Genomic DNA, 19,973 nt, shown 5'->3' with positions numbered 1-19,973 from the left:
TGATGCTCAGGCGACAGGCTTTGGCGGTGGGCAGCGTGCTGCTCAGCGCTATCACCTTGGGTGGCTGGACGCTGTTCAAGCACAAAGACAAAGGCCCGCTGCTGCTGTCGGCGCGCGATGATGCCGATGGCAAGCACTACGCTGTCGGCTATCGCCTGGACGGCAAGCCGGTATTTGCTACTCAGGTCAGCCAGCGCTGCCATGACATCATCAACCACCCGACGTTGCCGATTGCGTTGTTCGTCGCACGTCGCCCAGGCACCGAGAGCTACCTGATCGACCTGCGCGATGGCGGGCTGCTGCAAACCCTCACCTCCAACGCCAACCGCCATTTCTATGGCCATGCGGTGATCCACAAGAGCGGCGACTGGCTGTACGCCACCGAGAACGACACTTCCGACCCTGGCCGCGGCCTGTTGGGTGTGTATAAGTTTGAAGGTGAGCGGCTGGTGCACAGCGGCGAGATCTCTACCCACGGCATCGGCCCGCATCAGGTCTCGTGGATGCCCGACGGCGAGACGCTGATCGTGGCCAACGGTGGCATTCGCACCGAAGCCGAAAGCCGGGTAGAGATGAACCTCAATGCCATGGAGCCGAGCCTGGTGCTGATGCGGCGCGACGGCAGCCTGATCAGCAAGGAAACCCTGGCCCAGCAGATGAACAGCGTGCGGCACATGGGCATCGCCAGCGATGGCACCATCCTCACCGGGCAACAGTTCATGGGCCCGTCCCAGGAGCGTTCCGAGTTGCTGGCGATCAAGCGCCCGGGGCAGCCGTTCGTGGCGTTCCCAGTGGCGGATGAACAGTTGCAGGCGATGGGGCATTACACCGCCAGCGTGGCGGTGCATAGCGAACTGCGCCTGGTGGCGTTGACAGCACCTCGTGGCAATCGCTTTTTTATCTGGGACATGGACACCGCCGAACTGCGCCTGGATGGGCCCTTGCCGGACTGTGCGGGGGTGGGTGCGGTGGCGGATGGGTTTGTCGTGACATCAGGACAGGGGCGTTGCCGCTTCTATGACTGCCGCCAGGAAAAGTTACTGGCAACACCACTGGAGTTACCGGCAGGGTTCTGGGATAACCACCTGCACTTGGTCTAAAGACCGACGACATCAAAATGTGGGAGCGGGCTTGATCGTTCCCACGCTCTGCGTGGGAATGCAACCCGTGACGCTCTGCGTCACTGGCGCTAACGGACGAGACGCAGAGCGTCTCAAGAGGCATTCCCACGCAGAGCGTGGGAATGATCATGCCTGGCGCACCATAAAAAAAGGGCCTCGCATGGCAAGGCCCTTTTCGGGGTCAATCGTTTCAACTTTGCGGCCTCATCGCTTGAGACATGCCGAACATGAATAACAACAATTCATGGTCGGGCTTGGCCGCCACACTCGTCTTGGCAATGCGTGGCAGCAGGCATTGCCCGCCACCGTCTACCGCACTCAACACTTGTGTACGAGGTTGTTCCCATACCGCCAGGGCCAGGGCTGCAACACCCAATGCCCCGACCAGAAACAAACCTCGTGCGATTTCTAGCTTCATCTGGTTAAACCCTTGATAGCGCTGCCAAACGCCGTCTCGTAAAAGTAGCTGAGTTTTTTCCAGTCGGTATCATTCCACGACGAATGGCGACGCAATTGCAGCATGTCGTGGGACGCGGCCCGATAAGCGGTCAGGCGCTGGCGGCATTTCTCAAAGTCCAGCAGGGCCACTTCCACCGTCGCCGCATCAGGCTCACCGGTAACCCGCACGAAAATGTGCTTGATATACAGGCAACCGTGTTGCCAGCGGCCTTTGTGCATACGGGCCAAGGTGCCGGCCAACTCTTGCAGCAGGCGCTCGTGGACCGCCTCGCCATACTGTTCGCGGCCACCGGCGGCGTACCAGTTTTCAATCTCGTCGAAACCGTCCAGAGACGCGGTGACCAACAGGGCTTTCCACTGGTGCTCTGGGTCGCGACGTGCTTCGCAAAACACCAGTTCCGGCACACGCACATCCAGCAAACGCAGGCCTTTGAGGGCATCACGCTCACGCAGCACGGTCGGACGCCCAAAGGGGTGCAGCCAGCTGCGGTAAATGTGGCCGGTCTGGCGCTTGCAATAGAGCAAACGGCCATTAGGGCTTATGACCCGTTGCACGCCACTTTCACCACCACGGCGACGGTTGGGTTCTTCAACCCACTCACCCTGTTGACGCCAGAAAAAATCAAATCGTTCTTCGGGAGCTACATGACTGCCTACTACGCACTCAACTGCCATCCTGTTACCTCTTGCGCAATACATACACTCGCCACATGGCGTAGAGCGGTATGAAGTCCAGGGATTCCTGAACACGGAAACCGGCCTGCTCGAATTCTGCCTCGACAGTAGCAGCCGGTAACACAAACCGGTTTTGGTAACCTTCTTGCTCACCTTTTTTGCGACGACGCACTTCGCTGCGCTTGCGCTTCCAGGCCTTGAAATTACCGTCTACCCACAGCGAAATAATCACGCTGTCGCGGGTAACACGTTGAAACTCGCGCAATATTGTCAATCTGTGCTCTGGATCACCGATGTGGTGCATCAAGCGCATGCAGAAAATACTGTCGACGGAGTTATCTGGCAAATCGATATCAAAGGCAGACGTCTGCAAAGGGCGTACCCGTTTCACCACCTCTGCCGGTTGGGCAGCGGTGGCGATCTTTAACATCGACGCCGAATTGTCAGCTCCGATAATCACACGGTTGGGTTTTTCGGCCAGCAACGGCCAGAAACGTCCAGCGCCACACGGCAGGTCCAACACCAGGCCCGGCTCACCGGCCATGGCCAAGGCGCCGCGCGCCAACTGCTCGTCGCGTTTGTGGGACAACCGGCGAGCCAGATTGTCCTGATGCTTGAGCAAATATTTCTGCGCGTGTTGATCGTCGTACTTGTCAGAAAATTCCAGCTTGATCGGGGAAGGCATCTTACGTCTCCAGTAACTGATGCCTACGACCTTAAGCAGCGAACTGTGATCAACAGGTCAACTCGTTGTGAAAATCTTGTCCTGTCCAATTGCATACATTTCAAGACTTTACAGAAACATTCAGTAGCACCGGGCCATCTTCGCCGAAAAGCGGGCAGTCTGCATCAGCAAAACGACAGACTGAAGGGTCAGGTTTTGACTGGGCTGAGCTCCACGTGAAAACGGCAGCCATTGGGCTCCATAGTGCTCAGGCTTACGCTCCAGCCCTGGCTTTCGCAGATCCGTTGCACCAGTGAGAGCCCAAGGCCAAGGCCCTCGCCACGCTTCTCGCTACCGCGCACGAACGGCTCGAACATCGCTTCGCGCTTCTCTTCGGGGATGCCGACACCGGAGTCCTCCACCGTGAAACCACTGGGCTCCAGGGTCAGGCGGATAAACCCGTGCTCGGTGTAATGCAGTGCGTTGCGCAGCAGGTTGCCCATCACCGCATGCAAGAAGGTGGTGTTGTAGCAGGTGTCCAGGGGGTTGCCTGGCAGGTAGATCAACGTCAGGCCTTTTTTCTCGATGGGCTCGCGCCAGATACCGAGCAGGTCTTCGGCCACCTGGGTGAGGTTGCCTTGGGGCGAACTGGCGGCGTCGTCGTGTTTGGCGCGGGCCAGCATCAGGAAGGTTTGCACCAGTTCGCGCATTTCTTCACAGGCACGGGCAATTCGTTCTACCTGATTGCGACCGCGCTGATCGATGGCCGGGTTTTCGCGCAACAGTTCGCAGGAGCTGGCCAGGACCATCAAGGGCGTGCGCAACTCATGGCTCACATCGCTGGTAAACAATTGCTCACGTGACAGCGCCTGGCGTAAACGACCCAAGGTGGCGTCGAACGCCACCGCCAGTTCGCCCACTTCATCGGCGGCGTAATCCGGCGCCAGGGGCGGTGCCAGGCCCAACAGTTGGTCACGATGACGGACCTGACGGGCCAGGCGTACCACCGGCGCCATCACCTTGCGGGCCAGCACCCAGCCGAGGAACGCCGCCAGCGCCAGGCTGAGTACGAACCCCACCAGCACCACCGCAAACAGCACGCGCTCACGCTCTTCGAAATCGCTCTGGTCTTGCAGCAACACATAACGTCGGCCATCGACCACTTCAACCATGGCGTGGTACGACAGCGCCTCGCGAAACACCTCATGAAACCCCGGGTCCAGATGGCGCAGGTCCTTGGGCAGTTCAAAATCGCCACGCCCGCCGCTGAAATAGAACAGCTGGTCCGGCTCCGGCCGATGGTTCCAGTCTTCGACGCTGTCCATCAACAGCAGGCGTTGCAAGTCGCCGCCCAAGCCCGCCGAGATCAACTTCTCTTCCACCAGGTGCACGGTCGCAATGATGCCGATGGCGAAGGCCCCCGCCACCAACGCACTCATCAAGGCGAAGGCGATGATGATCCGTTGGGCAAGGCTTTGCTTAAACTCCATCACGACCCTCGGCCAGGCGATAACCCACACCATGCACCGTTTGCAGCAATGGCTTGGCGAAGGGTTTGTCGATCACTTGGCGCAATTGGTGAACATGGCTGCGCAGGCTGTCGCTGTCCGGGCAGTCGTCTCCCCACAGGGCTTCTTCGAGAACTTCCCGACGCAGAACGTGCGGGCTTTTCTGCATCAGCACGGCGAGCAGTTTCAGACCCACGGGGTTGAGCTTGAGCAGGCGCCCTTCGCGGGTGACTTCCAGCGTATCGAGGTCGTAGTTCAGGTCACCCACTTGCAGGGCACGACGCCCGCCACCCTGGGCACGGCGCAACACCGCTTCGATACGGGCGGCCAGTTCCGACAAGGCGAAGGGTTTGAGCAGGTAGTCATCGGCGCCAGACTTGAAGCCCTGCAGCCGGTCGTCCAGTTGGTCGCGAGCGGTAAGCATGATTACCGGAGTGTCACGGCGCGCGTCTTCGCGCAGGCGCTTGCACAGGGTGTAGCCATCGATGCCGGGCAACATGATGTCGAGCACGATCAGGTCGTAATGCTCGGTGGCCGCCAGGTGCAGGCCCGACAAACCGTCCTGCGCACAGTCCACTGTGTAGCCTTTGAGCCCCAGGTAATCGGCCAGGTTGGCGAGGATATCGCGGTTGTCTTCAACCAATAGAATTCGCATGGGCAGTGTCTCCGTACGCGGTAACGGCCGTGTTGGCTCGCGCAGCTTAAGGCCAAGCGGGGCTCAGGGATAGAGCGCAGAGCCCCGCTGATAAAGGTTTTCAACTGTTTGCAGAGCCGAACAAGTTTTTCACTATAGCTTCACAAACTGACTACAGCCTCAGGAAGAAGATCGCCCCCCATTGATCTAAGGAACATAGACATGGGTTTTTTCAAAACTGCACCAATGCGCTATTTGTTGTTGATTACCGGTACCTGGTTACTGGTTTTCCTGCTTACCCGCAGTGTGCTGCTCATCACTCACCTGGATGAAGTCGGCGGCAACCTGCTGCCGGTGTTTGGCGTAGGTGTGCTCTACGACCTGGCCTTCCTCGCCTACGCAGCCTTGCCGCTTGGCCTGTATTTGCTGCTCTGCCCGCCAGCTCTGTGGCGCCGCCGTGGCCATCGCTGGTTCCTGCAAGCGGTGCTGACCGTCAGCCTGTTCGCCATGCTGTTCACCTCGGTGGCCGAATGGTTGTTCTGGGATGAGTTTGGCGTGCGCTTCAACTTTATCGCTGTCGATTACCTGGTGTACTCCGATGAGGTACTGAACAACCTGCTGGAGTCTTACCCGATCGGCAAGCTGCTGAGCCTGCTGGCGATGCTTGCACTGATTCTGAGCGTGGCTCTGCGCAAGCCCTTCAATGCCGCGATGGCAGCGCCCTTGCCTGCGCTGCGTGGCCGTTTGGTCAACGCCCTGGGCCTGCTGGTGCTCGCCGGCCTCAGCCTGCAACTGGTCAGCCAGGACAGCCCACGCACCCAAGGCGGTAACGCGTACAACAACGAATTGGCCAGCAACGGGCCTTATCAGTTCTTCGCCGCCTTCCGTAACAACGAACTGGATTACACCCAGTTCTACAAAAGCCTGCCGACCGACGTCGTCGCCAAGCAGTTGCGCGCCGAACTGAGTGAGCCCAACGCCCGCTTTATCGACCCGGACCCGCTGGATATTCGCCGTGCCATCACCAACCCCGGCACACTGCGCAAGCCCAACATCGTACTGGTGACCATCGAGAGTTTCAGCGCCAAGTACATGGGCAGCAATGGCGATGCGCGCAACCTCACGCCCAATCTGGATGCATTGCGCCAACAGAGCCTGTACTTCAATAACTTCTACGCCACCGGTACGCGTACCGACCGAGGCCTGGAAGCCATTACCCTGGCAATCCCGCCGACGCCGGGACGTTCGATCGTCAAGCGCATCGGCCGCGAAAGCGGGTTCGCCAGCCTGGGGCAACAGCTCTCGGCCATCGGTTATGACAGCGTATTTGTCTACGGCGGGCGCGGTTACTTCGACAATATGAACGCGTTCTTCAGCGGCAACGGTTATCGGGTGGTGGACCAGAGCAGCGTGCCCGAGTCAGAAATCTCGTTCAAAAACGCCTGGGGCATGGCCGACGAAGACCTGTTCAAACAGACCTTGAAACTGGCCGACGCCGACTACGCCAAGCAACAGCCGTTCTTGCTGCAACTGATGACCACCTCCAACCACCGTCCTTATACCTACCCGGACGGGCGCATCGACATCAAGTCCGGCAAGGGCCGCGACGGCGCGGTGAAATACACCGACTACGCCATCGGCCAGTTCCTTGAGGCGGCGCGCCAGAAGCCGTGGTTCGATAACACGATCTTCGTGTTCGTCGCCGACCACACGGCCGGCAGCGCGGGCAAGGAAGACCTGCCGATCACCAACTACCAGATACCGCTGTTTATCTACGCGCCCAAGCTGATCGACGCACGGGAATCCGCCCAACTGGCCAGCCAGATCGACCTGGCGCCGACCTTGCTGGGCCTGCTCAACCTGAGCTACGAATCAACATTCTTTGGCCGCAACCTGCTGCAAGACAACCCATTGCCTGCACGGGTAGTGGTGGGCAATTACCAGCACCTGGGTCTGTTCGATGGCAAGGACCTGGCAATCCTCAGCCCGCGCCAAGGCTTGCGTCGCCACGACCAGGCCTTGGGCGAGAGCCAGGAGCTGCGCGTCGGTAGCGATGACCCCTTGATTCAACGGGCGATCACCTACTACCAGGCCGCCAGTTATGACTACAAACAGCAACTGCTGAGCTGGAAAGCGCCCAAGGAAGAGGCTCCAGTCTTAAGCAAACGCTAATCAAAAAGCCCCGTGCAGGTGAGCACGGGGCTTTTCTACCAAGGTTCGTGATGAAATCCGCCTCCTCTTTACCGGTTTCCAAACCGCTTGATTTTTGGCTGTGCCTGGGCCTGCCTGCCAGCGCTGCGGTGGCCTTGCTGTTGCTTGAACTGACGTCACTGGACATGGACCTGGCCAGGCATTTCTATAGCGCAGAGGCTGGCGGCTTCATTGGCCGCTATAGCTTCTTCCTTGAAGACATCCTGCATGACCGTGCCAAGCAACTGGTGATCCTGTTTTCGGTGCTGGCGATTCTGGGCCTGGTCGGCAGCTTCATCCTGCAGCGGCTCAAGCCGTACCGCCGTGAACTGGTGTGCCTGGTGCTGTCGCTGGGAATGGCGACGGCGTTCGTGTCGCCATTGAAAACCATCACCGCCGTGCAATGCCCCTGGAGCCTCAAGGAGTTCGGCGGCCAGGAAACCTACAGCGAACTGCTCAGCCCGCGCCCGCCGACCGATAAACCCGGCCGCTGCTGGCCCGGCGGGCATGCCGCCACCGGGTTTGCCTTGTTCGCCTGGTTCTTCGCGCTGCGGGATCGACGGCCACGGCTGGCGCGCTACGCGTTCATCTTTGCTGCCGGCCTGGGCAGCGTGTTTTCAGTCAGCCGTATGCTGCAAGGGGCGCATTTCTTTTCCCACAATGTGTGGACAGCGATCTTTTGCTGGCTGATCTGCCTGGGGCTGTATTGCTTGTTGCTGTACCGGCCTTCACGGCAAGCCGTAATGCCGGTCAGTTAAGCGAATGCAACGAAGATCAAATGTGGGAGCTGGCTTGCCTGCGATTGGCCATAAGTATCGACACAACTTTGCAGCGGTCGACGGCAACTACAACCTCGATAACCACGCTGGTCGAACGCAGGCTTGAACTCCTGGGTAACCCGGCAGGATGCGCTCTGATCCAACATTCCTGCAGGCTGGCAGGCCGTCTTCGCAGGCAAGCCAGCTCCCACATTTTGACCGCCGTGCATCAGTTAGATAAGCGTGGCTGTCAGGCCGCCGTCGGGTGGGTACAGCCGTGCATAAAAAAGCCCCGCCTGCATCACTGCAGGCGGGGCTTTTTATAGCGCCGGGTAGGCTGGCTTACATCATGCCGCCCATGCCACCCATGCCGCCCATGTCTGGCATACCGCCGCCAGCCGAGCCTTCTTTCTTCGGTGCTTCAGCGATCGCAGCTTCGGTGGTCAGGATCAGACCGCCGATGGAGGATGCTGCTTGCAGCGCGGAACGAGTCACCTTGGTTGGATCCAGGATGCCCATTTCGATCATGTCGCCGTACACGCCAGTCGCAGCGTTGTAACCGTAGTTACCTTTGCCGTTCTTGACTTCGTTGACCACAACGCTTGGCTCGTCGCCGGAGTTGGCAGCGATCTGGCGCAGCGGTGCTTCAACGGCACGACGCAGTACAGCGATACCGACGTTCTGGTCAGCGTTGTCGCCGGTCAGCTCAGTCAGGGCTTCCAGAGCACGGATCAGCGCAACGCCACCGCCAGGTACCACGCCTTCTTCAACGGCTGCACGGGTTGCGTGCAGGGCGTCTTCAACGCGGGCCTTCTTCTCTTTCATTTCAACTTCGGAGCCAGCGCCAACCTTGATCACTGCAACGCCGCCAGACAGCTTGGCCAGGCGCTCTTGCAGTTTTTCACGGTCGTAGTCCGAGGAAGTCTCGGCAACCTGTGCACGGATCTGAGCGATACGGGACTCGATGTCGCCTTCAACGCCAGCACCGTCAACGATGATGGTGTTTTCCTTGGACAGGGTCACGCGCTTGGCGCTACCCAGGTTTTCCAGGGTGGCGCTTTCCAGGCTCAGGCCGATCTCTTCGGAGATAACGGTACCGCCGGTCAGAACGGCGATGTCCTGCAGCATGGCCTTGCGACGGTCGCCGAAGCCTGGCGCCTTGACGGCTGCAACCTTGACGATGCCACGCATGTTGTTCACAACCAGAGTCGCCAGGGCTTCGCCTTCAACGTCTTCAGCCACGATCAGCAGTGGGCGGCCGGCTTTGGCAACGGCTTCCAGCACTGGCAGCATTTCGCGGATGTTGGAGATCTTTTTGTCGACCAGCAGGATCAGCGGGCTGTCCAGCTCGGCAACCATGGTGTCCGGCTTGTTGACGAAGTACGGGGACAGGTAGCCACGGTCGAACTGCATGCCTTCTACAACCGACAGTTCGTTTTCCAGGCCCGAGCCTTCTTCAACGGTGATCACGCCTTCTTTACCGACTTTTTCCATGGCTTCGGCAATGATGTCGCCGATGGAGCTGTCGGAGTTGGCAGAGATGGTGCCTACCTGAGCGATGGCCTTGGTGTCGGCGCATGGCTTGGACAGGTTCTTCAGCTCTTTGACGATGGCGATGGTCGCCTTGTCGATACCGCGCTTGAGGTCCATCGGGTTCATGCCGGCAGCAACGGCCTTCAGGCCTTCGTTGACGATCGACTGAGCCAGTACGGTTGCGGTGGTAGTACCGTCACCTGCGTCATCGTTGGCACGGGAGGCAACGTCTTTGACCAGCTGCGCGCCCATGTTTTCGAAACGGTCTTCCAGTTCGATTTCTTTGGCGACGGAAACGCCGTCCTTGGTGATGGTCGGAGCGCCGAAGCTCTTCTCGATGATCACGTTACGGCCTTTCGGGCCCAAGGTCGCTTTTACTGCGTCAGCCAGTACGTTGACGCCAGTGAGCATTTTCTTGCGGGCGGAGTCGCCGAATTTAACTTCTTTAGCAGCCATGATCGATATTCCTTAAATACTTTGTAGTAACGGGAAAATGAGCGAGGAAATCAGTCTTCCAGAACGGCGAGAATTTCGTTCTCAGCCATTACCAGCAGGTCTTCGCCGTCTACTTTCACAGTGTTGCTGCCGGAGTAAGGGCCGAAAACAACCTTGTCACCCACTTTCACGGCCAGTGCGCGTACATCACCGTTCTCCAGGGTTTTGCCTGGGCCAGCAGCGACGATCACACCGTGGTTGGCTTTTTCAGCAGCCGAACCTGGCAGAACGATCCCGCCAGCGGTTTTCTTTTCTTCTTCGCTGCGACGGATTACGACGCGGTCGTGCAGAGGACGAAGCTTCATTGTCGATCTCTCCTAATTGTGTTTTTCATCGGCCGGTATCAATTCCGGCGGGTTAAATTCCGGCGGTGCCGGTCGCGGCTCGCGGGGCGAGACGCGGAAGTCTGTCTGATGTCACCACCAGAAACCTTGCGGTGACCGTTACATAAGGGCGCCCAGGCTTATTACAAGGGGCCGAGGATGAAATTTTTTGTGTCGGCTCAAGGGTAAATGCAACACGGCACCCGAAGGTGCCGTGCCAGTGAAGCGGTTACTTAGGGTCGCGGTGTTCGAACTCGCCTTCGATCACATCACCTTCACGCCCCAGGGGTTGGCGTGGAGCCGGGCCACCACGGGGTTGCAGGTCGTCGGCGAACGCACGCTGGCGCATCGCGGCCTCTTCAGCACGCTGGCGCATTTTGCCGGCCAGCAGCTTGCGGGTGAACGGCAGCAACAGCACCAGGCCGAGCACGTCGCTGATAAAGCCCGGCAGGATCAGCAGGCCACCGGCCAGGGCCATCATCAGGCCCTCAAGCATGGTCTGGGCCGGCAGTTGGCCGCGGTTCAGGCTTTCACGGGCACGCAGCGCGGTGGCCAGGCCGGCGACACGCAGCACCAGGACGCCGAGCATGGAGCCTACGATGATCAGCAACAGCGCCGGGAAGAAACCGATCGCACCGCTGACTTTAACGAATACGAACAGCTCCAACACCGGAAACAGCAGAAAGAGCAATAAAAAAGGGCGCATCAAATGGTTCCTCAACGCAAGAATGCCTTGCCAGTTCACCTTAGATGACGTCGCCGTTGTGTGAATTCAAGCAGTAGCCGCGGTTTTTTTCGGCCAGACTTCAGCGTGCGCCAATGAAACCAGGGCTTCACGCACTTGTGTCGGCGTATTGCAGGGCTCGGCAAACCCTAGCCAATGTAACGATTGGCCAATGCGCAGGTGCATGCCTTCGCTGTCGATGCCGGCCAACTGTGCAGGCTCGGTGGTTGGCAAGCCGCCCAGCTCGACGTAATGGGCGATGGCCTTGGTGTGATCGCTGTTCATGTGCTCGATCATGCTGCGCTCGGCCTTGCCCGCAAACGGGTTGGCCAAGGTTAACTGGTCGACCCAATGGATCGCGCCAAACCCACCGATGTAACGGTGACGGACGGGGTTGAGCACCCAGAAATCGAAATCGTGGGCCTTGTGGTAGTTGGCCGAATCAGGGAAGTAGCGGTAGTAGCGCTCGGCCGCAGCTTCGATGACGGCGGGGTCTTCCAGCTTCTCGGCTTCGGCCAGGTAGGTCAGGCGCCCCACGGCTTGCACATCATCGGCCTCGCGCTCACCCACCAACAGCGAACACTTGGGATCTTTTTGCAGGTTGTGGGTGTGCTGGGCAATGCGGCTGATCAGGATCAGCGGGCGGCCCTGCTCGTCCAGGCAGTAGGGCACCACCGAGCCAAAGGGAAAGCCGGGCATGGCTTTGGACTGTGTGGCGAGCGCCCCACGGTATTCCTTGAGCAACAGCTCTCGGGCGTTCTTGGCAACCTGCGTGCTCAATAGATGACTCCTCGGGTGTTCCGCCGCCCATGGCATATGGGAATGGATCTCAACACAAGGTAATCAATATCTGCGCAGGTTGCCAGAGTGGCCGACGCCGGTTTACCAGGCCACGCCGAAGCCTGCGGTGTAACGGGTCTTGCTCAAGCTGCTATCGGAGTCGCCGCTGATGACGTCACGCTCGGCCTTGAGATTGAGGGACGCCCATTCGGTGACTTTGTAGCGCAGGCCCATCTCGGCATCCAGGGAGTAATCGGCCGGGCCGTCCAGAGGCTTGCCCAATTCGCCGTTGGTGAAGAACTCCACGGTCTTGCCCACCAGGTAGCGGTTGTAATTCCACTTCATAGCCAGAGAGTAGAAGTTGTCCTTGCCGCCGTCGGCATATTCGTAATCGGTACGGTTGACCAGCGATCCGAGGGAGAACGCGCCCAACTCATCGTCCCAGAACTGGTAGCCCGGGCCGGTACCCACGGTGCGCTGGCGCGCCAGGTCTTCGACCTTGTCGCGTTTGTAGGTCAGGCGCCCCTGCCAGAACCAGTGCTCGGTGATAAAACGGTCCAGGTCGTATTCCAGGGCCCAGTTGTCGGTGGTGGTGACGTCGTCCTGGAACTCGCGGTTATATTCGCCCTTGCCCGTATGACGCCACTGGCCGTGACGGGCCGAGGTCTTGAAGTCGATGTCGTAGTCGTTGGTGTCTTTGTCCGCGCGTTTGTAGTCCAGCGCCAGGTCGACATTACCCTTCCACACCAGGTCTTCGATCACGGGCTTGGGCTTCATGATCTGTTGGATACTTGCCAGTTCCACCGTCTTGGGCGCCTCGCCATTGGCCAGCACCACCTTGCCGTCATCCGATGCCTGCAAGGACTTGGCCTTTTCACCGCTGTAGGCGTCTTGCTTGACCAGCAGCTCCTGGTCACTTTCCAGGGTTTTGACCTGCTTCCAGTCCACCGGAATGGAGCCTGCGTAGGTGGTTTGGATCAGCAACTTGCCACCGTCGAAGACTTTTATCTTGCCAGTGAGCCGGTCACCGTTTTTCAACCAGACGGTATCGGCGAGCAAGGGCGTGGAAGCACTGAAAACAGCAAGGCACAACAGGGTTCTGGACAACATAAGCAGGTACGGGGCTCAGGATAGGCGAAAAAAGGGGCGTTATAGTGTTACATGGCTAGAACTGACTCAAGGATTTATATTGAGTTCAATACTCATCGTCATGTTTACAGACGTTTCTGACAAAACAACGACGATCTCAACGGATATCTCCACAGTGATCCCACCTGCAGATGCACCACAAAGCCCTGCCGAGATGCGCCGCACCGCCTTGTACCTGACGTTATCGCAGGTGCCCGAAGGCTGCGTGGTGAGTTACGGCGAGCTGGCCCACCTGGCGGGTCTGGGCCGTGCTGCCCGCTGGGTCGGGCGCACCCTGAGCCAGTTGCCGCAAGACACGCGGTTGCCCTGGCATCGGGTGCTGGGTGCCGGTGGTCGGATAAGCCTGCCGGTGGGCAGTGCCTCGGGCGACGAACAACGTGCGCGTTTACGTAGCGAAGGCGTCACTATCCTGAACAATCGTGTTGATATTCAGCGTCATGGCTGGCGCCCGGTAGAGCACAGCGGTTAGAGTGCGCGCTTTGTTTCCGCAAATCTGAGGCAGACTCCAGCCCATGCCCCGTAAAACCTGGCGCGCCGCGCTCGCCGCCTATGCCAGCCCTTCGACGTTAGTGCTGTTGTTGCTCGGTTTCGCCGCCGGCATGCCTTACATGTTGGTGTTTTCGACGCTTTCGGTGTGGCTGCGTGAAGCCGGTGTGGCTCGCGAGACCATTGGCTATGCGAGCCTGATCGGCCTGGCCTACGCCTTTAAATGGGTCTGGTCGCCGCTGCTCGACCAATGGCGCCTGCCGTTGCTTGGCAAACTGGGGCGTCGTCGCTCCTGGCTGGTGCTGGCCCAATCGCTGGTGATCCTCGGATTGATCGGCATGGGTTTTTGTGACCCGCAAAAACACCTGTCCTGGTTGATCGCCATCGCGGTGATCGTCGCCTTCGCGTCGGCCACCCAAGATATCGCCGTGGATGCCTACCGCCTGGAAATTGCCGACGACAGCCGTCAGGCCGCCCTGGCGGCAAGCTACATGTCCGGCTATCGCATTGCCGCCCTGCTGGCCACGGCCGGTGCGCTGTTCTTTGCCGAAGGCTTTGGCTCCACCGGCTTCAACTATAAACACTCGGCCTGGACCGGCACCTATGTGCTGTTCGGCGTGTTGATGGTGCCGGCGTTGCTCACCACCTTCCTCATGCGTGAACCTGATGTGCCACTGCGCACCCAGTTGCAGGCCGGCCGCTACAGTTTCATGCACCAGTTGGTGTCGGTGTTTGTGCTGATCGTGCTGTTGGTCTCGGTGCCGGCGATGTTCACTCAGTTGTACAACACCGACTTCGCCAGCGTGCTGTTCCAGGGCGTGAGTTTGTGGGAACTGCTGATGGAAGACCGCGCGTTCCTGCGCGCCATCCTCTATATCATCCTCACTACCCTGTGCCTTTCAGCCATGGGCCGCCGGGGCCTGGCGCCCGTGCTCACGCCGGTCAATGACTTTATCCTGCGCTACCGTTGGCAGGCGCTGCTGCTGCTCGGGCTGATTGCCACCTATCGCATGTCCGACACGGTGATGGGCGTCATGGCCAACGTGTTCTATATCGACCAGGGTTTCACCAAGGACCAGATCGCCGGAGTGAGCAAGATCTTCGGCCTGATCATGACCCTGCTCGGCGCCGGCATGGGCGGCCTGTTGATCGTGCGGTTCGGCATATTGCCGATCCTGTTCATCGGCGGCGTGGCCTCGGCCGGTACCAACCTGCTGTTCGTGATGCTCGCCGACATGGGCCCCGACCTGCAGATGTTGATCGTCACCATCTCCCTGGACAACTTCAGTTCGGGCATGGCCACCTCGGCATTCGTGGCTTACCTGTCGAGCCTCACCAACCTCAAGTTCTCCGCCACCCAATATGCGCTGCTCAGTTCGATCATGCTGTTGCTGCCACGTTTGATCGGCGGCTATTCAGGCGTGATGGTGGAGAAGTTCGGTTACCACAACTTCTTTATGATCACCTGCCTGCTGGGCGTGCCGACGCTGCTCCTGATTGCGTTGCATTGGTTCCAGGAGAACCGCCGCGCCCGGCTGAATCCCCCGCCGGAAGACTGACACGACTCAGTCAATGTGGGAGCTGGCTTGCCTGCGATAGCGGTGGTGAACCCAGCGCCGCTATCGCAGGCAAGCCAGCTCCCACACAAGCGACCGTTACGACAGATACGCCCCGCCACCTCACGCCTGTACTCCGGCGACAAGCGCCCGTACAATCCCAAGTCATTTCAAGTCCAAGCAACCGACAACGGCCTACCATGCGTACCAGTCAATATTTGCTCGCCACACAGAAAGAAACGCCTTCCGACGCGGTTGTAATCAGCCATCAGTTGATGCTGCGCGCCGGTATGATCCGCAAACTGGCCTCGGGCCTGTACACCTGGTTGCCCATGGGCTTGAAGGTGATGCGCAAGGTCGAAGCCATCGTTCGTGAAGAAATGAACGCTGCCGGCTCTCTGGAAGTGTTGATGCCGAGCACCCAACCGGCTGAGTTGTGGCAGGAATCCGGGCGCTGGGAAGAGTACGGCCCTGAGTTGCTGCGCTTCAAAGACCGTCATGGCCGCGATTTCTGCGCCGGCCCGACGCACGAAGAAGTCATCACCGACCTGATGCGCAACGAGTTGAGCAGCTATAAGCAGTTGCCGCTCAACCTGTATCAGATCCAGACCAAGTTCCGTGATGAGATCCGCCCACGCTTCGGCTTGATGCGTGGCCGCGAATTCATCATGAAGGACGCCTATTCGTTCCACGCCGACCAGGCTTCCCTGCAAGCGACCTACGACCGCATGCACCAGGCCTACTGCAACGTGTTCACGCGCCTGGGCCTGAAGTTCCGCCCGGTTGAAGCGGACAACGGCTCCATCGGCGGTGCCGGCTCCCACGAATTCCACGTGCTGGCCGAGTCTGGTGAAGACGATATCGTGTTCAGCAACGGTTCCGACTACGCGGCGAACATCGAGAAGGCCGAAGCCATACCACGTGAAACCTCGCGCCCTGCTCCCACCGAGGAGCTGCGCCTGGTCGATACGCCAGACACCAAGACCATCGCGGCCCTGGTGGAGAAATTCAATCTGCCGATTGAAAAGACCATCAAGACCCTGATCGTGCGCGCCGAAGAAGAAGGCAAGCTGATCGCCCTGGTGATCCGTGGTGACCACGAGCTCAACGAAATCAAGGCCGCTAACCAGCCTGGCGTAGCCAGCCCGCTGGTCATGGCCACCGATGCCGAACTGCGCGACGCCATTGGCGCCGGTGCCGGTTCCCTCGGCCCGCTGAACCTGCCACTGCCGATCATCATCGACCGTTCCGTTGAGCTGATGAGCGACTTCGGTATCGGCGCCAACATCGACGACAAGCACTACTTCGGCGTGAACTGGGAGCGTGACCTGCCGGTTCCGACCGTGGCCGACCTGCGCAACGTCGTGGCCGGCGACCCGAGCCCGGATGGCAAGGGCACCCTGGAGATCAAGCGCGGCATCGAAGTCGGGCACATCTTCCAGCTGGGCAACAAGTACAGCAAGGCGATGAAGTGCGAAGTACTGGGTGAGAACGGCAAGCCGATCACCCTGGACATGGGCTGCTACGGCATTGGCGTATCCCGCGTGGTTGCCGCTGCCATCGAGCAGAACAACGACGAGAAAGGCATCATCTGGAGTGACGCGCTGGCGCCGTTCCAGGTGGCCCTGGTGCCATTGCGCTATGAAACCGAGCAAGTACGCGAAGCCACCGACAAACTGTACGCGCAACTCACCGCCGCCGGTTTTGAAGTGCTGCTCGATGATCGGGACAAGAAAACCAGCCCGGGCATCAAGTTCGCCGACATGGAACTGATTGGCATCCCGCACCGGATCGTGGTCAGTGACCGCGGCCTGGCGGATGGCAATCTGGAATACAAGAGCCGGACCGAAGCCGAAGCCCAACCGTTGCCGGTGGCTGAGGTGCTGTCTTTCCTCCAGGCGCGTATTCGTCGCTGAAAACCAGATCAAGAGAAGTCATGTTCAAGCGAAACACCAGAGCCCTGGGGGGCGCCGCCTTGTGCGGCGCCCTGCTGGTCAGCGGCTGCGCCAATCAGATGTCGCAACGCAGTGAACACGAGGAGCGGGTCGAGCGTAAGTTGCTCGACCACAGCCTGCAGATCGATGTAGGCGAGCCTAAAGTGCTGGAGCTACCGCAACGCCGGGTTCGCATTCATGAGCAGAAGACCTTCGAGGTCACCGAATTCGAAGTCACCCGTCGTTACGACCGCTACACACCCTACCAGCCCTGGCGCAAACTCTATGAGATGCCCCTGGGTGCCGTGGCGCTGGTGGCGGGCGTGGGTGCTAACGTGGTGAATATCTTCGCCCTCGGCAACCTGCCCACGAGTGTGACCCATGACTGGTTGAGCTATGGCGTGGACGGCATCAACCCGTTCATGAACGTGCAATCCCACGGCCGTGCGCAACAGAACCTGGCGGCCATCGATGAAGTCCAGCGTGACAAGCGCCTGGAGTATTCGAGCCTGCCCTGGAGCGAGCGCCCGGTGCAAGTCACCGCCGGCAAGCAGACCCACGAGCTGACCACCGACCGTAACGGCATCCTGCGCCTTAACCTGTTGGACAGCCCCTTTGCCGAGCAGAACCTGAACCGCGTCACCACGCTGAAAATCACTGTGGCGGATGGCCAGGACGACGTGCATACCGACTCGACCCTGGCGGTCAGCAACACGCTGCGCAGCAAGCTGCTCGAAGCCCATGCCCTGATCTATGACGACCTGGAAGATGACGAAGTGAACCAGTGGGTACACCGGGTCAAACGCTTGTCGGAGCTGGGCCTGGAAGAAGAAGCCAGCGAGCTGGAACAAAGCCTGATTGAACTGACGCGCAATGATCCGGAGTTGCAGCAGGAGTTTGTGCAGGCGTTGACCAAGGATGGGGGGCGGTTAGTCGCCGATCCTGGCGCACGCTGATCGTGCAATACCTGTGAAGATCAAACTGTGGGAGCTGGCTTGCCTGCGATAGCGGTGTATCAGTTAAAGCATTCTTGACTGACACACGGCTATCGCAAGCAAGCCAGCTCCCACATTTGTTTCGGGTTTTTACCAGGAAAACTCGAGCTGTTCGTTGCCGCCGCTCAGGTCCAGCAACCGTACGCCTATCCCCAGCAACCGCACCGGCTTGCCCCCGCGATTGAACGCCTGGGTCATCAACTGCTGATAACTCTCCAGATCCCGCCCTGCCCCGGCCTGCTCCAGCGTCGTCTGGGTAAAGTCATGAAACTTCACTTTGACGAACGGCTTGCCCGCCCGGTAGCTGCTGTCGATACGTGCCATGCGCCCGGCCAGGGTCTCCATCAGTTCCGGCAGCTTCGCCAGGCAACTTGAAAGATCGGGCAAGTCCACGTCGAAGGTATTTTCTACACTGATGGATTGCCGCCGGCTGTCGTTTTGCACCACACGATCATCAATCCCACGGGCCAGGCTCCAGAGGCGCTCGCCAAAACTGCCGAATTCGCGCACCAGCGCCAGTTTGTTCCAGTCGCGCAATTGCAGGCAGTCTTCGATGCCCAGGCGCGCCAGCTTGTCAGCGGTGACCTTGCCCACGCCATGCAGCTTGCTGACACGCAACTGCGAGACAAAGTCTTCAACCTGATCCGGCGTGATCACAAACAGGCCGTTGGGCTTTTTCCAGTCGCTGGCGATCTTGGCCAAAAACTTGTTGGGCGCCACGCCGGCAGACACAGTGATATGCAACTGGTTGGAGACCCGGCGCCGAATGTCCTGGGCAATACGCGTGGCGCTGCCGCCAAAATGCGGGCTGTCAGACACATCAAGGTAAGCCTCATCCAGCGACAACGGCTCGATCAAGTCGGTGTAGTCGCGGAAGATCAGTTGGATTTCTTTCGACGCTTCTTTATAGGCATCCATGCGCGGCTTAACAATGGTCAAGTCCGGGCAGAGCTTCAAGGCATGACGTGACGACATCGCCGAACGCACCCCATACGCTCGCGCCTCGTAGTTGCAGGTAGCGATCACCCCCCGCCGGTCCGCCGAACCGCCCACCGCCAAGGGCTTTTGCGCCAGGCTCGGGTCGTCACGCATCTCGATGGCGGCGTAGAAGCAATCACAGTCAACGTGGATGATTTTGCGCTGCGTCATATAAACGGGGTGTGAACCAACGGGTGGCCAGTATCGCATTCACACCTGTATATAGCACCAGTAGTTTGATTCTTCCTTCCAAGTGGTAGGAAGTTTCCTTGATGAATTTATTTTTTCAATCGAATTCGGGCTTCCGATAGAGCTGAAAGCCTTGGCCTGACTGGCCCAGAGCACTTCACGCCCCCTCTTTGGAGAGCTAACCGATTGAACCACAAGCGCTTTTGTTTGATTCACAGGTTGACACACTCGCGTTCCTCTGTAGAATGCCGACACACAGACGCGGGATGGAGCAGTCTGGTAGCTCGTCGGGCTCATAACCCGAAGGTCGTCGGTTCAAATCCGGCTCCCGCAACCAAACATCAAAAAAGGCTACTCGAAAGAGTGGCCTTTTTTGTGCGCGCTTGTTTTTGCCTGCACAATGCAGCCAACACCTTGATTTCAGAATAATTAGCGCTTATTTCAGCGATCAGCTCATTAACGGTTGACACCCCGCCGCTGGGCTGTAGAATGCCGCCCACAGACGCGGGATGGAGCAGTCTGGTAGCTCGTCGGGCTCATAACCCGAAGGTCGTCGGTTCAAATCCGGCTCCCGCAACCAAACATCAAAAAAGGCTACTCGAAAGAGTGGCCTTTTTTGTATCTGACGAAAAAGTTCTTCTGAAACAATGACATGGCATCTTTCATGAAACCGTAGACGGTTTGCAGAGTCCATCTCATTGCACGCTATGCTCAATGCTCAAGCGCTACCCCTCTACGACCAATGGCCGCAGTCGCCGCGCCCGGTGATCCGCGTTAATATTTGTAATTATTTTGTCCATAGGGATTGGTAACTTGGCTGGA

Annotated in this window: 18 protein-coding genes and 2 tRNA genes; 9 read left to right on the top strand and 11 right to left on the bottom strand. The window is 59.1% G+C overall.

Going from position 1 to position 19,973, the window contains the following annotated elements; translation table 11 throughout:
* Positions 1-2 precede the first annotated feature (2 nt).
* Positions 3-1,100 carry a DUF1513 domain-containing protein gene (locus tag AC4PS6_RS28595; RefSeq protein WP_336827422.1) on the top strand — a complete coding sequence of 366 codons (1,098 nt, stop codon included), beginning with the start codon at positions 3-5 and terminating at the stop codon, positions 1,098-1,100.
* Between the two features lie 211 nt (positions 1,101-1,311).
* On the opposite strand, the gene AC4PS6_RS28590 is transcribed toward AC4PS6_RS28595, so the two are convergent.
* From AC4PS6_RS28590 to colR, 5 genes are all read right to left on the bottom strand, one after another.
* Positions 1,312-1,539 carry a hypothetical protein gene (locus tag AC4PS6_RS28590; protein ID WP_003193932.1) on the bottom strand — a complete coding sequence of 76 codons (228 nt, stop codon included), beginning with the start codon at positions 1,537-1,539 and terminating at the stop codon, positions 1,312-1,314.
* Complete coding sequence (locus AC4PS6_RS28585; protein ID WP_019817333.1) at positions 1,536-2,255, bottom strand: lipopolysaccharide kinase InaA family protein; 720 nt, start codon at positions 2,253-2,255, stop codon at positions 1,536-1,538. Before AC4PS6_RS28585 ends, AC4PS6_RS28590 begins: the two co-directional genes overlap by 4 nt.
* A gap of 4 nt (positions 2,256-2,259) precedes the next feature.
* Entirely contained in the window at positions 2,260-2,940 is a 681-nt protein-coding gene (locus AC4PS6_RS28580) for a class I SAM-dependent methyltransferase (protein ID WP_019817332.1), read from the bottom strand.
* 188 nt (positions 2,941-3,128) lie between these two features.
* A complete protein-coding gene (locus AC4PS6_RS28575; RefSeq protein WP_168224026.1) occupies positions 3,129-4,409 on the bottom strand; it encodes a sensor histidine kinase in 1,281 nt (426 codons plus the stop codon).
* Positions 4,399-5,082 (bottom strand): two-component system response regulator ColR, encoded by a 684-nt coding sequence (gene colR / locus AC4PS6_RS28570; RefSeq protein WP_003193936.1) that lies wholly within the window; start codon positions 5,080-5,082, stop codon positions 4,399-4,401. The genes AC4PS6_RS28575 and colR overlap by 11 nt, the downstream gene beginning before the upstream one ends.
* A gap of 201 nt (positions 5,083-5,283) precedes the next feature.
* Here colR and AC4PS6_RS28565 point away from each other — a divergent pair, with 201 nt between their 5' ends.
* On the top strand, positions 5,284-7,233 hold the full coding sequence (locus AC4PS6_RS28565; protein ID WP_032902717.1) for an LTA synthase family protein: 1,950 nt from the start codon (positions 5,284-5,286) through the stop codon (positions 7,231-7,233).
* Positions 7,234-7,283: 50 nt separating this feature from the next.
* Positions 7,284-8,009: a phosphatase PAP2 family protein gene (locus AC4PS6_RS28560; RefSeq protein WP_336827414.1), complete on the top strand. Its 726-nt coding sequence runs from the start codon at positions 7,284-7,286 to the stop codon at positions 8,007-8,009.
* 342 nt (positions 8,010-8,351) lie between these two features.
* Here the strand turns inward: AC4PS6_RS28560 and groL are convergent, their stop codons facing one another.
* The 5 genes from groL to AC4PS6_RS28535 form a co-directional block, all read right to left on the bottom strand.
* The gene (gene groL / locus AC4PS6_RS28555; protein WP_014719767.1) at positions 8,352-9,998 is read right to left on the bottom strand and encodes a chaperonin GroEL; all 1,647 of its coding nucleotides are present in this window, start codon (positions 9,996-9,998) and stop codon (positions 8,352-8,354) included.
* Between the two features lie 50 nt (positions 9,999-10,048).
* Positions 10,049-10,342 (bottom strand): co-chaperone GroES, encoded by a 294-nt coding sequence (locus AC4PS6_RS28550; RefSeq protein WP_003193940.1) that lies wholly within the window; start codon positions 10,340-10,342, stop codon positions 10,049-10,051.
* A 247-nt stretch (positions 10,343-10,589) separates the two neighbouring features.
* Positions 10,590-11,066 (bottom strand): FxsA family protein, encoded by a 477-nt coding sequence (locus AC4PS6_RS28545; protein WP_492181069.1) that lies wholly within the window; start codon positions 11,064-11,066, stop codon positions 10,590-10,592.
* 66 nt (positions 11,067-11,132) lie between these two features.
* A complete protein-coding gene (locus AC4PS6_RS28540; protein WP_058409962.1) occupies positions 11,133-11,864 on the bottom strand; it encodes a HugZ family pyridoxamine 5'-phosphate oxidase in 732 nt (243 codons plus the stop codon).
* A 102-nt stretch (positions 11,865-11,966) separates the two neighbouring features.
* Entirely contained in the window at positions 11,967-12,974 is a 1,008-nt protein-coding gene (locus AC4PS6_RS28535; RefSeq protein ID WP_014719769.1) for a DUF481 domain-containing protein, read from the bottom strand.
* A 193-nt stretch (positions 12,975-13,167) separates the two neighbouring features.
* On the opposite strand from AC4PS6_RS28535, the gene AC4PS6_RS28530 reads away from it, so the two are divergent.
* From AC4PS6_RS28530 to AC4PS6_RS28515, 4 genes are all read left to right on the top strand, one after another.
* Entirely contained in the window at positions 13,168-13,482 is a 315-nt protein-coding gene (locus AC4PS6_RS28530; protein ID WP_020301352.1) for an MGMT family protein, read from the top strand.
* Positions 13,483-13,525: 43 nt separating this feature from the next.
* Positions 13,526-15,058 (top strand): AmpG family muropeptide MFS transporter, encoded by a 1,533-nt coding sequence (locus tag AC4PS6_RS28525; protein WP_014719771.1) that lies wholly within the window; start codon positions 13,526-13,528, stop codon positions 15,056-15,058.
* A 197-nt stretch (positions 15,059-15,255) separates the two neighbouring features.
* Positions 15,256-16,971: a proline--tRNA ligase gene (locus tag AC4PS6_RS28520; RefSeq protein ID WP_014719772.1), complete on the top strand. Its 1,716-nt coding sequence runs from the start codon at positions 15,256-15,258 to the stop codon at positions 16,969-16,971.
* Positions 16,972-16,991: 20 nt separating this feature from the next.
* Positions 16,992-17,945 carry a hypothetical protein gene (locus tag AC4PS6_RS28515; protein WP_020301353.1) on the top strand — a complete coding sequence of 318 codons (954 nt, stop codon included), beginning with the start codon at positions 16,992-16,994 and terminating at the stop codon, positions 17,943-17,945.
* Positions 17,946-18,074: 129 nt separating this feature from the next.
* Here AC4PS6_RS28515 and dinB read toward each other — a convergent pair whose 3' ends face one another.
* A complete protein-coding gene (gene dinB / locus AC4PS6_RS28510; protein WP_020301354.1) occupies positions 18,075-19,133 on the bottom strand; it encodes a DNA polymerase IV in 1,059 nt (352 codons plus the stop codon).
* A gap of 278 nt (positions 19,134-19,411) precedes the next feature.
* On the opposite strand from dinB, the gene AC4PS6_RS28505 reads away from it, so the two are divergent.
* Positions 19,412-19,488, top strand: a tRNA-Met gene (locus AC4PS6_RS28505).
* 166 nt (positions 19,489-19,654) lie between these two features.
* Positions 19,655-19,731: transfer RNA gene (locus tag AC4PS6_RS28500), tRNA-Met, on the top strand.
* The last annotated feature ends 242 nt before the right edge of the window (positions 19,732-19,973 follow it).

Source organism: Pseudomonas sp. DW-iso17 (assembly GCF_058725345.1).
The sequence above is the reverse complement of the archived record's forward strand: the minus strand, read 5'-3'. Positions and strand labels throughout refer to the sequence as shown.

What these genes read in the sequence shown, in the direction of transcription:
- AC4PS6_RS28560 (WP_336827414.1), top strand. Translation starts at nt 7,284, where the DNA reads ATGAAATCCGCCTCCTCTTTACCGGTTTCCAAACCGCTTGATTTTTGG.
- AC4PS6_RS28520 (WP_014719772.1), top strand. Translation starts at nt 15,256, where the DNA reads ATGCGTACCAGTCAATATTTGCTCGCCACACAGAAAGAAACGCCTTCC.
- AC4PS6_RS28575 (WP_168224026.1), bottom strand. Translation starts at nt 4,409, where the DNA reads ATGGAGTTTAAGCAAAGCCTTGCCCAACGGATCATCATCGCCTTCGCC.
- groL (WP_014719767.1), bottom strand. Translation starts at nt 9,998, where the DNA reads ATGGCTGCTAAAGAAGTTAAATTCGGCGACTCCGCCCGCAAGAAAATG.
- AC4PS6_RS28565 (WP_032902717.1), top strand. Translation starts at nt 5,284, where the DNA reads ATGGGTTTTTTCAAAACTGCACCAATGCGCTATTTGTTGTTGATTACC.
- colR (WP_003193936.1), bottom strand. Translation starts at nt 5,082, where the DNA reads ATGCGAATTCTATTGGTTGAAGACAACCGCGATATCCTCGCCAACCTG.
- dinB (WP_020301354.1), bottom strand. Translation starts at nt 19,133, where the DNA reads ATGACGCAGCGCAAAATCATCCACGTTGACTGTGATTGCTTCTACGCC.
- AC4PS6_RS28535 (WP_014719769.1), bottom strand. Translation starts at nt 12,974, where the DNA reads ATGTTGTCCAGAACCCTGTTGTGCCTTGCTGTTTTCAGTGCTTCCACG.
- AC4PS6_RS28580 (WP_019817332.1), bottom strand. Translation starts at nt 2,940, where the DNA reads ATGCCTTCCCCGATCAAGCTGGAATTTTCTGACAAGTACGACGATCAA.
- AC4PS6_RS28585 (WP_019817333.1), bottom strand. Translation starts at nt 2,255, where the DNA reads ATGGCAGTTGAGTGCGTAGTAGGCAGTCATGTAGCTCCCGAAGAACGA.
- AC4PS6_RS28530 (WP_020301352.1), top strand. Translation starts at nt 13,168, where the DNA reads ATGCGCCGCACCGCCTTGTACCTGACGTTATCGCAGGTGCCCGAAGGC.
- AC4PS6_RS28525 (WP_014719771.1), top strand. Translation starts at nt 13,526, where the DNA reads ATGCCCCGTAAAACCTGGCGCGCCGCGCTCGCCGCCTATGCCAGCCCT.
- AC4PS6_RS28595 (WP_336827422.1), top strand. Translation starts at nt 3, where the DNA reads ATGCTCAGGCGACAGGCTTTGGCGGTGGGCAGCGTGCTGCTCAGCGCT.
- AC4PS6_RS28515 (WP_020301353.1), top strand. Translation starts at nt 16,992, where the DNA reads ATGTTCAAGCGAAACACCAGAGCCCTGGGGGGCGCCGCCTTGTGCGGC.
- AC4PS6_RS28545 (WP_492181069.1), bottom strand. Translation starts at nt 11,066, where the DNA reads ATGCGCCCTTTTTTATTGCTCTTTCTGCTGTTTCCGGTGTTGGAGCTG.
- AC4PS6_RS28550 (WP_003193940.1), bottom strand. Translation starts at nt 10,342, where the DNA reads ATGAAGCTTCGTCCTCTGCACGACCGCGTCGTAATCCGTCGCAGCGAA.
- AC4PS6_RS28590 (WP_003193932.1), bottom strand. Translation starts at nt 1,539, where the DNA reads ATGAAGCTAGAAATCGCACGAGGTTTGTTTCTGGTCGGGGCATTGGGT.